The 15662-nt window shown below is 35.4% G+C and carries 13 protein-coding genes; all 13 read left to right on the top strand.

All coding sequences use genetic code 11. The annotated features are described in order from the left end of the window. The first annotated feature begins 297 nt into the window (after positions 1-297). The 13 genes from MKY15_RS17390 (at position 298) to MKY15_RS17450 (ending at position 15502) form a co-directional block, all read left to right on the top strand. Positions 298-501: a hypothetical protein gene (locus MKY15_RS17390; protein WP_187047590.1), complete on the top strand. Its 204-nt coding sequence runs from the start codon at positions 298-300 to the stop codon at positions 499-501. 524 nt (positions 502-1025) lie between these two features. Continuing rightward, positions 1026-1646 carry a YesL family protein gene (locus MKY15_RS17395; RefSeq protein ID WP_187047591.1) on the top strand — a complete coding sequence of 207 codons (621 nt, stop codon included), beginning with the start codon at positions 1026-1028 and terminating at the stop codon, positions 1644-1646. A 40-nt stretch (positions 1647-1686) separates the two neighbouring features. Further along, positions 1687-3930, top strand: a complete 2244-nt coding sequence (locus MKY15_RS17400) for an AraC family transcriptional regulator (RefSeq protein WP_342538102.1) — start codon at positions 1687-1689, stop codon at positions 3928-3930. Between the two features lie 322 nt (positions 3931-4252). Further along, on the top strand, positions 4253-5197 hold the full coding sequence (locus MKY15_RS17405) for an ABC transporter permease subunit (protein WP_342539779.1): 945 nt from the start codon (positions 4253-4255) through the stop codon (positions 5195-5197). Between the two features lie 12 nt (positions 5198-5209). Continuing rightward, positions 5210-6115, top strand: a complete 906-nt coding sequence (locus MKY15_RS17410) for a carbohydrate ABC transporter permease (protein WP_187047594.1) — start codon at positions 5210-5212, stop codon at positions 6113-6115. A 102-nt stretch (positions 6116-6217) separates the two neighbouring features. Next, the gene (locus MKY15_RS17415; RefSeq protein WP_187047595.1) at positions 6218-7825 is read left to right on the top strand and encodes an extracellular solute-binding protein; all 1608 of its coding nucleotides are present in this window, start codon (positions 6218-6220) and stop codon (positions 7823-7825) included. Between the two features lie 289 nt (positions 7826-8114). Next, positions 8115-9197 (top strand): Gfo/Idh/MocA family oxidoreductase, encoded by a 1083-nt coding sequence (locus MKY15_RS17420; protein ID WP_342538103.1) that lies wholly within the window; start codon positions 8115-8117, stop codon positions 9195-9197. Between the two features lie 100 nt (positions 9198-9297). Further along, entirely contained in the window at positions 9298-10281 is a 984-nt protein-coding gene (locus tag MKY15_RS17425) for a Gfo/Idh/MocA family oxidoreductase (protein WP_338656868.1), read from the top strand. A 191-nt stretch (positions 10282-10472) separates the two neighbouring features. Beyond that, entirely contained in the window at positions 10473-11525 is a 1053-nt protein-coding gene (locus MKY15_RS17430) for a Gfo/Idh/MocA family oxidoreductase (protein ID WP_187047598.1), read from the top strand. Positions 11526-11560: 35 nt separating this feature from the next. Continuing rightward, complete coding sequence (locus tag MKY15_RS17435) at positions 11561-12283, top strand: hypothetical protein (protein WP_187047599.1); 723 nt, start codon at positions 11561-11563, stop codon at positions 12281-12283. Then, entirely contained in the window at positions 12280-13254 is a 975-nt protein-coding gene (locus tag MKY15_RS17440) for a Gfo/Idh/MocA family oxidoreductase (RefSeq protein WP_342538106.1), read from the top strand. Before MKY15_RS17435 ends, MKY15_RS17440 begins: the two co-directional genes overlap by 4 nt. Before the next feature lie 52 nt (positions 13255-13306). Continuing rightward, positions 13307-14065: a sugar phosphate isomerase/epimerase gene (locus MKY15_RS17445; protein WP_187047601.1), complete on the top strand. Its 759-nt coding sequence runs from the start codon at positions 13307-13309 to the stop codon at positions 14063-14065. 351 nt (positions 14066-14416) lie between these two features. Continuing rightward, entirely contained in the window at positions 14417-15502 is a 1086-nt protein-coding gene (locus MKY15_RS17450) for a Gfo/Idh/MocA family oxidoreductase (RefSeq protein ID WP_340742006.1), read from the top strand. The last annotated feature ends 160 nt before the right edge of the window (positions 15503-15662 follow it).

Raw genomic sequence — 15662 nt, forward strand, 5'->3', positions numbered from 1 at the left:
CGTTTATCACAAACAATGATGACTAGGCTTGGCCGACTACAATTCATGTGTATTTATATAATAAGAATGATCTTTTTGTTTTTTAGCGAAATTCAAAACAAAGTTGGAAAAATCGTTTTTAGTATTGAAATAACTTTGGGGGCCAGAATATTGGCCTCCTTTTCTATAGTAATAAGACTTCTCTTGCAATAACTTACATATAGAATCAGGGAAATAGTTTAATGAAAACGGAAGGTATGTATTTACGAATTCGTATATTAAATAATGTTAAAGTAATCGAAATAACGACAGTTGGAAATGGACAAGGGCAGTATATTATTAATTGTTCAGATATATATATCAAGTGGTTGGATTGATTTACATGTCCATGCGTTCCCATCATTCAATGCTTATGGCGATGATATCAATGAAATCAGAGTTAAGCAGGGAGTGACAATGATTGTTGAAGTAGGAAGATGTGGCACCGAACGAATTTCAGATTTAATTGCTAGAGGTGAATGAGGTATACAGAATATATCGGCTTTTTTATTGTTTCAGTAATTTCTTGCAGGTTGATGAATTATCAAATTAGAATGGATTAATCGAGCAGTGAGAAAGTATTCGGATCATATCTTCAAATTAAAGGTGCTGATGAGTAAAAGTGTAAATGGAGACAACGGGAATAAACCGTAAAAAATTGCTCGCAAATTTGCGAATGAAATGTCACTCCTATTAAAGTTACATATCGGTTCAGGACCAATAGCTATATTGATATTATGACGTTCTTAGAAAGCCACTTTAAGTAGTAATTGATGTAACCGAACGTGGTGTTTAATTGACGGTGGACATGGAGTGTATTAAAAGGATGAAGGACTAAGTAGTGATTTACTTTTATTTGATTTATTAAGATTTTCTATATTAATATTCTTCCGTATAGATTTAATAAAGCGAATAATATGAACCCTGGATCTAGTAATGAAACTTTTGGCTGAAATCGGTTCTATCTATAGTTGGGTTGAAGATGATTTAAAGGAGGAACTAATCGTATGAAATCTTTAAATGGTATCTTTAAAGCGATTTTTGAAATAGGAAAATGGCTTAGTAAAATGATGTATCTCCACCTCTTATGGGTTATATTCTCATTAATGGGTCTTGTGGTGTTTGGTGTTATGCCGGCGACGACAGCAATGTTTACGGTAATTCGTAAATGGATGGAAGATGATAACGATATTCCAGTATTTCAGACCTTCCTCGCATCGTATAAAACCCACTTTCTAAAATCCAATGCGTTAGGGACATTTTTAGTAGCTATTGGTATATTTTTATATATTGATATGAAAATTTCAAAGCAGCTAGTCCAATCTTTTTATTTACATATTATTTTATTGATTATTGGTTTCTTGTATTTAATTACTTTACTATACTTTTTCCCTGTATTTGTACGATATAAGCTTAAGTATTCTCAGAACTTTAAGCAATCGTTTTATATTGCATTGGCTAGACCATTTGAAACAATCGCAATGGTTATTAGTTTGATACTTCTCTATTATTTATTTAACTTTCTACCGATTCTCTTGATATTTGTAGGGTCTTCACTTATTGCGTATTCGCTTATGTGGTTCGCCTCTCAAGCATTCAAACAAATAGAAGGAAAGAAAGCAACCTAGAATATTTACAACTTTTTTGTACAGAAAGGAAGTTGAATATATGCATTGGCTTAAGAGGACAAAATCCCGATTATTATTTAAGTACATTGTGTCGTATTTATTAGTTTTCCTCATTCCTTTCATGTTAATGAGTGCATTTATTTATTATAGTTCGGTTTACAATTTACGAGAGGAAATCGAACAATCTAATATTAATAAATTGAAACAAGTAGAAAACATTACAAACGAACGGATAAAGGAGCTAGAAAAAATTGCGACAAATATAGCCTATGATCCCCGCTTGACACCGTACATGATGAAACATAATTATTACAGTGGAGAGGCAATTGAAGAGTTGAAAAAATATAAGTCAAACAGTTCAATTATTGAAGATTTGTTTGTTTATTACCATGAAAATGACCATATATATACCTTAAGTGGCTCCTTTTCGCTGGATACATTTACACAGAGAATGTATAAATTCGATAAAGAAGAACAAGAGAGCTTGATAAATGATTTATATATTACAAAGCCAATGTTAAAGACTGTTGGGAACGTAACGCTGAATAATGGTACGCAAGATCGTATAATTGCTTTCCTATACCCAATAGTTCCAAATAGTCTTTACCCTTACGGAACCGTTATGTATTTTATCAAAGAAAAGGTCCTGACAGATCTCACTCAAAACATATTAGGTAACTTTCAAGGAAATACGTATATTTTTGACGAGAATAATCAGAAGGTTGCATCTAGTATTAATGTACAGGAGATTAGTGAGGGGAATTTAAATTTAACAACTATTAATGATCAAGAGATAAGGAATGTAGAGATAAATGGAAAAGAGTACTCTCTCGTTTCTGTCAAATCAGAAATTAGTGGATGGACATTTATAACACTGATGGATACAGATCAGTTTCTTGAACGGGTTTTCCATATGCGAACATTTATCATCACAATTTTGATTTTCCTCCTTTTTGTTGGTATTATAATAGCTGTTTTATTTGGGAGTAAACAATATAAACCAATTCGAAAGTTATTTGAACTAACACAAAAAAACGACAAACAAAATGTGGAAATTATGGAGTTAAATGAATTCGAGAACATCGGAAATACAATTGCAAAGGCATTCCTAACGCATCAGAGTTTGAATGAAACAATCTTTTTACAAAAACCATTTGCAAAAGAGCAACTACTTATTAATTTACTGAAAGGTGATTTAAGGGATAACAAAGAAATAGATTCATTAATGCATGCGCTAAATGTTGTAATGAGGGATGATTGTTATTTTGTTACAATTGTATATTTCGATAAAATGAAAGAAAAAGAGAATTTTCTACAGCTATTATCGAAACTAACAATACAGGATGCCGCAGTACATGGAGTTGATTTGATTTATTATGATGCATTGGCATTAATTATAAGTATGAACCAAGATCCAAATAAAGCTGTCAATCAACGCCGAATACTTGTCTCACAAATCCAACAGTATATACAGGAAACTACTGTAATTAACCCTACTGTTGCAGTAGGGAAAATGTATGAGGAAAAAAGCTATATTAATCGATCTTATATTGAAGCACTTGCGGCAATAGAATATAAGTTTGCAGTACCACAGGGGAGTATCATTTATTTTGAGGAAATAAGTTCCCAGTCAGAACGGGGGTTGGGGTATCCAGTAGAAGACCAAATAAAGCTTGCCCAAAGTCTGAAGCAAGGGGATCATATAGTTGCAACAGAAACACTGCGCGACATGTTTACAAGACTTGCGAAAGAGGAATTGTCCATACAAGTTTTAAAATGTATCTGTTTTGATATTATCAATACGGTAATGAAAACGGCTTCTGAAATGGAATTAACGAAGTATATAGACGACTTCAATAGCATTGTAGATTTTAATTCTATAAAACAATTAGAAGAACAGCTTTGCGAAGTAGCCATAAAAATATGTAAAAAGGTTGAGAGTAAGAAGAGGTCAAATAATGAGGAATTGCGAAATGATGTTCTTGAATACATTAAAGTGAAATATAAAATGTTCGATTTAAGTCTGGAAAGCATAGCAATAAATTTTCATCTTACCTTACCTTATCTTAGCCGATTTATTAAAGATCAAACTGGTAGCACTTTTACGGAGTATGTATTGAAACTGCGCATGGAAGATGTAAAGAGAAAATTAAAGGACACGGATTGGCCAATTAAGAAAATTGTTCTCGATGTTGGCTACAAGGATGTATCAAATTTCACACGGAAATTCAGGGAGAGGGAAGGAATCCCACCTGGTGAATATCGTAAATTGAATAGAAAGTAATCAAATAACTCTAAAGTCCTTCGTATTGTGTGAGGGCTTTTTTTTTTCGTTAATTTAAATGTAGGTTTAAGAACGGATTGGCAGTATGTGCTTCAGTTTCACTCTAAACATGACCTAAATCCTTATGTATTAAATCGACATATGAATATAAAATCGACATATCCATTTCATTATCAATCCCATGTCTCGCAAGTCTGAATTGCGTTACTACTCATCGCAGAAACAAGAATTAATAAAATCAACATATTGCTTACAAATTACATAACGAGCTAAGATGATGGTAGTTTCACATTAATGGATAAAGGAGGATATTTGAATGAGCATGAGTACAGCTACCCAACAAAAGGAAGCAAAATCAAAAAAAAAGCTTGGATCAAGTAAAATCCTACAGAATTGGCAATTATACATATTTATATTGCCAGCATTTTTATACTTTTTGATATTTCACTACATTCCAATGTATGGGGTACAAATCGCATTTAAAGACTTTATTCCATCATTGGGTATATGGGGTAGTGAATGGGTAGGTTTCGAACATTTTATCCGATTTTTCGAGTCATATTATTTTTGGGATTTAATTAAGAATACATTAGGAATTAGCGTTTATGAGTTGATTGTAGGTTTCCCGTTACCAATTATTTTGGCACTAGCAATAAACGAAGTAAAAGATGGTTTATATAAAAGAACTGTGCAAACGGTTACATATGCACCACACTTTATATCAATAGTCGTAATGACAGGGATGGTCATTGCATTCCTTGCCCCAACAACAGGCATAATAAATCATGCTATTCAATTACTTGGTTTTGAACCTATTTCTTTTATGACGGATCCAAAATGGTTTAAGACGGTCTATGTATTTTCGGGAGTATGGCAAAATGCAGGTTGGGGAACAATTATTTACTTGGCTGCTTTAGCCGGTGTTGATACACAGCAACATGAGGCGGCCATTGTAGATGGAGCTTCACGTTTACAACGAATATGGTATATAAACATTCCGGGGATATTCCCAACAATGGTTATTCTATTAATATTGAACGTCGGGAATATGTTAGCAATTGGCTTCGAGAAAATTTTATTATTACAAAATCCGCTTAACCTCGAATCCTCGAACGTTATCGCTACATTTGTTTATCAAGCTGGATTATTAGATGGCCAATATAGTTTTGCTTCTGCAGTTGGATTGTTCAATGCAGTTATTAATGCTATTTTACTCATTAGTGTAAACCAAATTGCGAAAAAAACGAGTGAAACAAGTCTATGGTGAGGAGGTAAGAATATGGGGGCAGTAATAAAAGAAACAAATAAAGACAAATTGTTCAATGTTTTTAACTATATTTTTCTTACACTGGCAGCGGTAGTAGTGTTGTATCCCTTGCTTTATATTGTTAGTGCATCAATAAGTGATCCCGCAGCTGTAAACTCAGGAACGATGTGGCTACTTCCTAAAGGGATAACATTTGACGGATACAAGTTAATTTTTGAAAATAGTGATATTTGGAGGGGATATCTTAATACTATTTTTTATACCGTACTCGGTACATTTATAAACTTAGCCATTACAATTCCAGCTGCTTATGCATTATCACGTAGAGATCTTGCAGGTAGAAATCTATTCATGGGTATGTTTGTTCTGACAATGTTTTTTGGTGGTGGATTGATTCCAACTTATTTAGTTGTTAAAAATTTAGGGCTTATTGATACAATTTGGGCGATGCTTTTACCTAATGCCGCTGCGGTTTATAATATAATAATTGCTCGTGTATTTTTCGAAGTTACGATTCCAAAAGAATTGGAAGAATCGGCAACTATTGATGGAGCCACCAATTTTAAAATGTTTTTTAAAGTTATACTACCATTATCGGCTCCAATAATAGCGGTTATGGCACTATTCTATGGGGTAGCACATTGGAATGGCTATTTCAACGCCTTAATCTATTTATCAGACAGAAATCTTTATCCGCTACAATTAGTATTAAGAGAAATACTGGTATTACAGGAAATGTCATCACAGAATATAAATATGTCAAGTAGTATGGCTGAGGTACTTCATAGTAAGCAACAACTAGCCTCTATTATCAAATATGGAGTTATGATTGTGTCTACCCTACCTATTATCATTATGTATCCATTTATGCAACGTCACTTCGTTAAAGGGGTCATGATTGGATCACTTAAAGGCTAGTTAAGATGAACGCATAAACATAGATGATATTTAGGGGGTGATGCGTATAAGGATTGAAGCAATTCTTGGGAAATAATAGTAGTTAAAAAAGGAGAATGGAGCATGAAAAAAACAATTACGTTACTTTTTGTAGCTATATTAACTATATTGATTATGGTAGCTTGCTCATCAGATAAAGGGGAAAAGGATAAAGATGCATCCAAAAGTACAAATGTTGAAGTAAATAAAACAGGATTTCCAATTGTTGAGGAAAAAATAAAGTTATCTATGATTGCACCAGGTATTGGCCTAGCTGAATGGAAAGACATGGCTACATTACAAGAATATGAGGAAATGACGAATATCTCTTTTGATTATGAAACACCTCCAATGAGCGACTTTAAAACAAAATTAAATTTGGCATTTGCTAGTGGAGGAATAGCAGATATTATATATGCAGCTGGAACAAATAATTTAACACCAGCTATGGAAACTGACTATGGAGAACAAGGGGTTTTATTACCTTTAGAAGACCTTATAGAAGAGTATGCTCCTAATCTGAAAAAAGTACTTGAAGAAAGACCGGATGTGAAAAAGTCTATTACTACAATCGATGGACATATTTATTCATTACCAGTGATTTCTAGTGGGCCAACATCTATCTGGTATAAAGGACCAATGTGGTATAACGGTAAATGGCTAAAAGCGTTGAATGTTAAAGAGTTACCGAAAACTACAGATGAGTTTTATGATCTATTAAAACGATTCAAAAACGAAGATCCCAATGGAAATGGAAAAGCAGATGAAATTCCATTGCTTGATGTAAAAATGGATGGCACTCGTGCATGGTTCTTAGGTGCTTTTGGCATGAAAGAACAGGGGATTGAAGAAATTAATGGTAAAGTACGATATGCGCCGAAACTTCCGGAATATAAAGAGTATCTAACGTATATGAATAAGCTTTATGAGGAAAAACTATTAGACCCAGAGACATTCTCCCAATCCGATGAACAGAAAAAAGCAAAAGGACAAGCTAATAGAGTTGGGATATTCCCAGATTACTTTTCATTCTTTACAACAGGAGAAAAGGAAGAAGATGCAATGACTAATCCCATGTTTCAACCGTTAACTAGCCCCTTTTCGGATAAACCATTGGTACCACGCAGTCCGGGAATCAAAAGAGGGGCTTTCTCGATCTCAAGTGGGAATCAAAATCCAGAGGCTTCTATACGATGGATTGACTATTTCTATTCACCAGAGGGCTATGCATTTTTAAATATGGGTCCTAAGGGGGCACTTTGGGAATGGGCTGACGAAGAAGGAGGGGCTATAGTAAATCTTGATCCGCCAGAGGGCTATGAATCCTCAGAGGAATACCGTGGGACATTAACACCTGATTACGGAATTCCCGCACCTTCTTTAAGTGGTCCAGTAGAAGGGAAGAAGATATCAGAATTTGATAAGTTTATCGAGTCTGAAACTAATGGGAAAATCGATCCATTTGCAGAAGTACCTTTTCCACTTGTGTACTTAACGTCAGAAGAGCAGAAACAAGTTAACACAATTGAAATAGACCTACAATCGTATATTCAGCAAATGGAAGCAAAATTCATCACAGGTGTTGAGCCATTATCTAATTGGGATAAATATGTAAAAACAATCGAAGATATGAATATTGACAAGTACATTGAAATCTACCAGGTAGCTTATGATCGTTGGGCAGCAAGTTAAGTGAATTGATATAACTTGTAGTTCAAAGAGATGGAAAAGGTTAAAGTTTTCCTTTAGGAAAGGATTGAATATGACCAACTTCCAAATAAATAACAAAGCAAAGAATTAATCTGTTACCGAATTTTGAATAACGAGATATGGCCAGATTTAGATTGTCTGAATGAGGGGTTATTTTTGATGAAACCAAGTGCTGGCTGTTACTCATCTACACTGACATTGTAGATGAGTAGAGCGTTTGGGAATTTTGATTCGTAAGATTGGGAAAATAGGAAGTCCAAGGAGGAAAAAAATGATGGAAAAATTAAAACTGGGTATAGTTGGTTGTGGCGGAATTGCAAATGGGAAGCACCTCCCAAGCTTAAGTAAACTAAAGAACGTTGAACTTGTTGCATTTTGTGATATAGAACTAGATAAGGCTGAAAAAGCAGTTAAACAATATGGGACTGAAAATGCTAAGGTTTATGAGAATTATCAAGAATTATTAAAAGATGATTCAATTGATGTTATTCATGTTTTAACTCCAAATATCTCTCATGCAGAAATTTCAATTGCTTCAATGGAAGCAGGGAAGCACGTTTTATGTGAAAAACCAATGGCTAAAACATCTGAAGAAGCGCGACGAATGGTTGAAGTAGCTAAACGAACTGGTAAAAAGCTCACAATTGGTTATGACAATCGCTTTAGGCCTGATAGTCAGAGCTTGCATAAAATTACAAGACGTGGTGACCTAGGAGACATTTACTTTGCCAAAGCACATGCAATTCGTAGACGTGCTGTGCCGACTTGGGGAGTGTTCCTCGATGAGGAGAAGCAAGGTGGCGGTCCGCTAATTGATATTGGGACACATGCACTTGATCTAACATTATGGATGATGGATAATTATAAGCCGAAATCTGTAATGGGTAATGTTTATCATGTATTGGGTAAAAACGAAAATGCTGCAAATGCTTGGGGACCTTGGGATCCTGAAAAATTCAAAGTTGAAGACTCTGCATTTGGCTTTATTACAATGGAAAATGGTGCAACAATTACCTTAGAAGCAAGTTGGGCATTAAATACACTTGATGTTGATGAAGCTAAATGTTCCCTAAGTGGTTCAAAAGGTGGGGCAGATATGAAAAATGGTCTGAGTATTAATGGAGAAGACATGGGCAACTTGTATACTAGAAATGTAGAATTAGGTGCAGGTGGTGTTGCTTATTATGACGGCGCATCAGAAAGCAATGCCGATCTTGAAGCGCGTTTATGGATTGACTGCATTATTAATGACACAGAACCAACTGTTAAACCAGAAGAAGCTTTTGTTGTGACGCAAATTTTAGAAGCAATTTATGAGTCTGCTAAAACTGGTAAAGCTGTTTATTTCGACTAATAAGTATCTGTATTAAAATGGCGAGATTTGAAAGCGAGTACATTTAGCTTATGAAGTATTTATGTTTTAAATATAAAATATAGAAAAGTGAGTGATAAAAATGATTAAAGTAGCCTTATTAAGTAGATGGCATGTACACGCTGATGACTATGCTGGTAATGTTAAAGAAAACGACAACATGTCGATTGAAGTTGTTTGGGATGAAGAAGTCGAACGGGGAGAAGGCTGGGCAAATGAGCTAAATGTTCCATTTGAACAAGACTTGGAAGTTGTTTTAGCTAATCCAGATATTGATGCAGTCATCGTAAATACACCAACAAATATGCACAAAGAAGTTATCATTGCTGCAGCGAAACATAAAAAACATATTTTCACTGAAAAGGTTTTAGCATTTACGGTTCAGGACGCTGAAGAGATATATGCAGCCGTTCAAGAAGCTGGCGTCAAGCTAATGGTTTCTTTACCGAGACTAACTGATAATAACTTCCTATATGCTGAGAAATCAATTAATGAAGGTTGGATAGGAAAAGTTACAATGGTTCGTTGTCGTTTCGCTCATAACGGTGGCGTAGCGCCAGAAGGACAAGAAAATGGATGGTTGCCTGCACGTTTCTATGATAAGGAACAAACTGGTGGGGGAGCTATGATTGACCTTGGCGCACATCCAATCTATTTGACGAATCGCTTAGCTGGAAAAGCAGCAGGTGTTTATGCACGTCTTCATAAAGCAAACAGTACAACTGTAGATGATAATTCTGCACTATTAGTAGATTATGAGTCGGGAGCACTTGGTATTATTGAAACAAGTTTTGTGTCAAATGGCAGCCCGTTCCAGTTGGAGTTATATGGAACGGAAGGGACGTTACGTATTAGTGATGATAAAATTCACATTAATAGTGCCAATATAAAATCACAAGACTTAACAGAAGTATTACCGGCATTACCAATGCCAATGGTGCAGTGGGTTAATGCGATTAAAACAGGGGCACCGCCAACGATTACCAAAGAAGATGTCATTAATTTAACACTAATTAATGAAGCGGCAGTGAAATCTCATGATGAAGGACGTCGGATTGAGTTGTAATGCATTTCAAGTGAAATATTGAACTGTTATGTGGAACTGAAAATAGCTAATTATATAATTGAAACAAGAAAAAATAGTATGTTAAGAATTAGGGAGTATGACCAGCAAAATTAGTTATAAACTAAGTTTATAAAACCTTGCTGATCATCTCTCTTTTTTATTTTATTTACATTTTCAAGGGAGTAGATTATATGTTGAAAGTTGGAGTTATTGGGGTAGGTTCAATATCGGAGATGCATCTTACACCGTATTCTCAAAATAAGGAAGTAGAGTTAGTCGCATTATGTGATATTCATGAAGAGCGCTTAGTTGAGAAAGGTAAGTTATTTGGTGTTAGCCAGTTATACACTAATTATCAGGAACTATTAAATAATCAGGGAATTGACGCTGTAAGTATTTGTACGTGGAACAACACGCATGCGGAAATTGCTATTACTGCGCTCGAAGCTGGTAAACACGTCTTAGTTGAAAAACCATTAAGTATGACTGTCGAAGAAGCATTTGCAGTTGAGGCTGCAGCTAAAAAGTCTGGAAAAACTGTACAAGTTGGTTTTGTCAGACGACATGCAGATAATGTGAAAATTTTAAAGGCATTTATCGATAATGATGAGCTTGGTGAAATATATTATGCAAAAGCATCATACTTGAGACGATTGGGAAATCCAGGTGGTTGGTTTAGTGATCAAACAAAATCAGGCGGCGGTCCGTTGATAGACCTGGGCGTTCATGTAGTTGATATTATGTGGTATTTAATGGGGAAACCGCGACCCGTTTCAGTAAGTGGAAATACATACCATAGGCTTGGCAATCGTAGTCATATTGAAAATCTATCATCTTATCAAGCAGCAGACTATAATCCAACATTAAATGATGTAGAAGATCTAACAAATGCACTCATCCGTTTTGAAAATGGAGCATCACTTTTTGTTGATGTTAGTTTTACACTACACGCTAAGGAGGATGAAACGTCGGTTAAACTATATGGAGACAAGGGCGGGGCTGAAATTGAGCCTGCATTAGCACTTGTTTTGGAGAAGAATAATACAATCTTGAATGTTACTCCTCAAATTGACAATTTAGGTTTTGACTTTGTAAAATCATTCGCAAATGAAATCAATCATTTTGTAGAATGCTGTCAATCTGGCCATGAAACAATTGCACCTATAGCTGATGGTGTCGAAGTAATGAAAATGCTTAATGCAATTTATGAATCCGCAAAAATAGGTAAAGAAGTTTATTTATAAGGGGACTTTAGTAATAAAGTAGGAGGCTCTTTAAATTGATGAAAATGATATTCAGTAGATTTGACAGGATCGACTTTAGAACGACTTTAGAAAATGTAAGTGTTTTGGAGTCTGCTGAACAATTAAGAGAAAATGAAAATGGCGAAGCGATTATCGTCCTAGCAGCTACAGTTGAAAACTTGCAAGCAGTAAAGAATCATGCACACCAAGTTTATATTCCATCAAATCTGATAACAACCAACAATCAAAATCTGGATTCGAGTGTTTATTTTGATTTAGAAAACTATCCATTTTACCAAAAGGCGAAAGAGATTATTAGTAAAGAAGATAAACGTAAAGGTGTTTTTCGCTTTAGACGCACTGTGAAGCATGTTGAAGATGTTTCATTACTTGCGGGAGATTTATATGTGTTATCAGCACTTTTAGGTGAGCCACAAGATGTTCATGTAAAACGGACTGATCAAACTGTGACCCCGGCTTATATCATTATTATGTTGTATTTCGGTAGCGGAACAATGGCTCATATTGAGTATACGGTTACTGATCAGGAACGAATTGAGTTTGAATGGAGTGGGATTAATACTATTATTGAATTTGACAGTGATGAAATGAGACCAGTCCGACCTGGAAGTAAGACGGCATTGCCGTTAACCTATTCAGTTGATTCCATTTTAGCTACAGCATACAAAGTTGATCAGGCGCTTATTGATCGAATGAATCATCTTGGATTGCTTGTCGATGGAGGTGCAACTAAATGAAAATAGGTATGATGAGTTTCGCACATATGCACGCATATAGTTATGCAGAGGGGTTAAAGAACATACCCAATGTTGAATTAGTTGGTATCTATGATGATAACGTTGAAAGAGGACAAGAAGTCGCGGTGAACTATAATACAATACATTACAGTGATCAAGCAGACTTCTTAGCACAAGAAATGGATGCCGTCATTATTTGCAGTGAAAACAATCGACATAAAGAAATGGTTTTGAACGCAGCAAAGGCAAAGAAACATATCTTGTGTGAAAAGCCAATTGCAACCAGTCTTGATGATGCTACAGAAATGATTCAAGTTTGCGAAGACAATAATGTTACTTTACAAATCGCTTACCCAGTAAGATTTAGCTCACCAATTAGAGAATTGAAAGAGATGATAGATAAAGGGGAACTCGGTGATATTGTCGCATTTCGTTCAACAAACCGTGGCCAAAATCCTGGAGGCTGGTTTATTGATGAAGAGCAATCAGGTGGTGGGGCTGTACTCGACCATACTGTTCATATGCTTGATATTATGCGTTGGTATTTAAATGAAGAAGTAACCGAGGTAAGAGCGTTTGTCGATTCTTATTTTCATGATGTTGACATTGATGATGCAGGGATTCTTACGTTTGAATTTAAAAATGGTGTCATAGCTTCCCATGATGCCAGTTGGTCACGCTTTACTGAATACCCAACATGGGGTGACGCAACAATTGAAGTGATTGGAACGAAACAAACAGTAAAAGTTGACGCGTTTAAAGAGCATTTTAGGATGTTTGGTAGTGGTAGCAAGTCTTTAGAGCACGTGTTTTTTGGAAATGATATGGACTATGGTTTGATTCTTGATTTCGTAAACTGTGTGAAAGAAGGCAAAGAACCCTCCATTACCGGCTATGATGGGCTCAAATCACTCGAAGTGTCGTTAGCAGCATATCAATCAAGTGAATTGAAAAGGGCTATTAAGTTATAAGTAACAGGAGATCACTAATGAGTAAATGTGGAATTTGAAGGAGGAGAAAGTAATGGGGAAGTTAGGATTACAATTGTATTCAATTAAAGATGCAGCTGAACAGGATTTACTTGGTGTACTTGAGCAAGTTGCCAATATGGGGTATGAAGGTGCTCAATTTGCAGGTTTCTTTGACCATACAGCAAAAGATGTAAAAGCTAAAATGGATGAAGTAGGAATCAAGGCAGCAGGTGCACATATTCAAATTGAGGAATTACAAGATGATGTTGATGGTTTACTACGTTATCATGAAGGTATAGATAATCGTCTACTGATTTGTCCATATCTACCAGAAAACATGCGGACAACTGAGGATGATTATAAACGGACAGCTGAATTATTTAATAATTTGGGTGAGAAAGTAGCTAAAGCAGGTTTTTCATTTGGCTATCATAATCACGCATTTGAATTTGATTTATTTAATGGGAAATCAGGTTTTGAACTATTATATGAAAATACGAATCCGCAATATGTGAAAATGGAGTTAGATTGTTTTTGGGCTGCACATGCTGGGAACAGTCCAGTTGAAATAATAAAAAAGTATGCAGATCGCTGTGTTTCGTTACATATTAAAGATCTAAAGCTTGTTAATAGTAAGCCTGTTTCAACTGAAATTGGTACAGGAACACTTGATATTGCCCAGTTTTTAGAAGCGGGTAGAGAACATAAAGTTGACTGGTTTGTTATTGAACAAGAAGACTTTACAGGTGACCCAGTAGAAAGTGCAGCACAAAATGCTAAAGAACTAAGGAGAATTAGTGAAAAATCATAAATGTGAAGAAAGGTTATGCAAGTATAACGATACTCCGACCATTTTTCTATATGGAGATCAATTTAGCTCCATGAAAAAGTCTGTTGCTTTAAGGAAATGAATAACTCTATTATAGCTGATAATAAAAGAGTCTAAACGAAGAATAGGTTGTTGAAAATAATATTGAATGTATCTTATATGAACGATATCAAACTGATCAAATAAATTGATAAATAGTGTGCATTGACTATGCTCGACTACTTCAATAAAATTGTTTTGGTTTTCTATTGGACATAAAAATATAGATTTTAAAAACTGAATATATAGAATTGCTAATTTCGTAATTAGTATAATAATCTGGAGGATTAAGTGATGACAAAAGTAATTAAAATAGGCATTATTGGCAGTGGTGGAATTGCAGTCAGTCATGCAAAAGCTTATCAAGCAATGGCAGGTGTTCAGATTGTAGGGGTGGCAGATGTTGTACCAGGAAAGGCACAGGAATTCATTAATAACTTAGCGATTGAGGATGCCCAAGCATTTGAAAATCATAAACAAATGCTCGATCTAGATATAGATGGTGTTAGTATTTGCACCCCAAATATTTTTCATCATATGACAAGTATTGATGCATTGCAAGCCGGAAAACATGTACTTGTCGAAAAGCCTTTAGCAGTCACACTTGATCAAGGAATTGAAATGGTTCAAGTAGCGAAAAAGACAGGGAAAATGCTCTCTGTTGGTTTTCAACCACGATATGATCCAAATATGCAAAAGGTAACAAACATTGTTCAGTCTGGCCAGCTTGGAGACATCTACTATGTAGAAGTAGGGGGAGGACGCCGTCGCGGGATGCCAGGTGGCACGTTTATTAATAAAGCATTGGCGGGTGTAGGAGCTATGGGTGATATAGGAACATACTCGCTTGACTTAGCGCTAAATGCATTAGGTCATCCAAAGCCGCTAACAGTCTCGGCATATACATCGAATCATTTTGGGAAGAATCCGATTTATCATCCTGAAGCGGATAAGTTCGAAGTAGAAGATTTTGGTGTTGCCATGATTCGTTTAGAAGGCGGTATGGTACTTAACTTTAAAATATCTTGGGCAATGCATATGGATACATTAGGGCCTACGATTTTTCTTGGAAAAGATGCTGGTTTAAAGTTAATGCCTGCAGGTAGTGGACCCTGGAGTGGGGTTTGGGATGGAGGAATTGGATCAATTAGCATGTTTCATGATGTGGATAGTCATCAAACAGAAACAGCTATTCCTCTACAAGTACATGACATCAACATTTTTGATGCGAAAGTACGCGATTTTGTTGTTGCTATCAAAGAAGATAAACCTGCACCAATTCCAGGGGAAGAAATCCTAATCAACCAAGCAATCATTGATGGTATTTTCAGGTCTTCTGAAAAAGGAAAGGAAGTAGATATTCATATTCCAGTATTATAAATTGGATCCGTTATAAGGCCACTATTTAGACGAATTAAAGAACTTAAGAGAAATATAGACTGCCTTTTTCCTAACAGTAACAGGATATAAGCAGTCTATACTTCTAAAATAAATGTATTAGTTTACAGTTATTTCAGCACAAAAGTTATCTACCTATGCG

It is taken from the genome of Sporosarcina sp. FSL K6-1540 (genome assembly GCF_038620285.1).
Lineage (GTDB): Bacteria > Bacillota > Bacilli > Bacillales_A > Planococcaceae > Sporosarcina > Sporosarcina psychrophila.